Raw genomic sequence first — 1,545 nt, 5'->3', positions numbered from 1 at the left:
TCCTGCAAATCCCCCAAAAGGCGCTCAAATACATCTTGGCTGAAGTCCAAGACACCGTCTTCCGCTTTGAGTTTCTCCAGATTATTTTGGACTAGCAATCTCCGGTCTTCATATTGGCGGATCTCCGCATCGGTTTTGTCGGCATCCAAGGAATGATGGTATAAGGCCTGCAGATCGGATTCACTTTCAAATCTATGTGTCTTTTTCAGGGCTTCATATTGGCTTTCCAACTCGACAATTTTGACATTAGTCTTCTCTACCAAATCTTCAAAATTCTTGAGATTTGCAAGGTTGGTGGATTGCTTCGCCCGGGTTTCTTGGAGGACTTTCCGCTTGCCGTCCAGGTCTTGGATGGTTTTTTCGATGTCCTTCTGTACATTAGAAATGGCGTTTTCGATATAATCAGTGGATTTTTCAAAAAACGGTTTTGTGAATATAGGGTCTTTGATTTCGTCTTTTTTGGCGGCAACGGTACTGTGCAAGGCCACCTGCTTTTGTTCGGCGGCGCGGAGTTGCTGTTCTTCTTTTTCCAAAAGGAGTTTCCCTTCCTCTTGGCTTTTTCTCAAATCCCTGACCTCCTGTGCGAGTTGGTCTTTGTGTTTCAAGTCCAAATCAGTATCTCCGATCAACTTGGACAGACTCTCTTTGGAATGGATATTTTTTGACTTCAGACTGTCCATCAGGGAAGTCAATTGTAGCTTGGAGTCGGCAAGTTCTTTTTCCTTGGCGCCAATGTTTTGAAGGTGATTTTCCTGACGGATTTGTTGCTCGGAGAGCTGTTGGGATAGCTTGGAGGTTTTTTCCAAAAGAACTTTTGCATCTTCTATTTGACTGGAAATCCCATTCCATTCACTTTCTTCCTGACTTGCTCTGATCGGGTCAGGGTGCTCAATTGCACCGCAAAGCGGACACGCTTCCCCGTCCTGCAAAAGATGGACATGGGCAGCAAGACCTTTTTTGCTGAGTAGTTTCTCCTTGTTGAATTCAAGGTTTTGGATTTGCTTTTTTTGGTTTTCGATCCAACTTCCAAAGCTGTCAAACCTTGATGGAATCTGTTTTTTGATCTCTAATATGACTGTATCCAAACTTGTTGGCGTCTTCCTGAGCGAATGGAAATCTTCTGTCAACTTTGGCAATTGGCTTTCCAGGTTGGTCCAATCTTTTACTGCGCTTTTGAGATTGGAGATTTCGTCTGTATCCGGAAGTTTTATGCCTTCGATTTTGGATTCTTTTTCTTTGATCGCATTTTCGAGATCCTTTTGAGAATTTTTCAGGCCTTCGATATGCGGGCTGAGTGTTTCCACCTGTTTTTCGGCATCCTTCAAACCCGCCAATAGTCCTTGGATTTCGATCACCTTTTTGAGGTCACGGATTTTTGCTTCCCTATTTGGACGGTCGTCTGCTTTTATTTTGAGCTCCGCTTCTTGTTTTAACAGTTCAGAGACTCCCGTTTCATATTTTTTTTTGAAATCGACGCCCTCGCCTTCGAACCCCGCCCAGCACAACAACCCGCCCCCCCCTCTCCTATCCCTCCCTTTCCCCCCT

The 1,545-nt window shown here is 44.6% G+C and carries 1 pseudogene; it reads right to left on the bottom strand.

Annotated elements, in window-relative coordinates:
- Positions 1–1,545, bottom strand: a pseudogene (locus tag ACZFYI_RS20290) (SMC family ATPase); the annotation flags it as partial.

The organism is Aquiflexum sp. (genome assembly GCF_977115555.1).
Note: the sequence above shows the minus strand (reverse complement) of the source record. Positions and strands in the feature narration are given on the sequence as shown.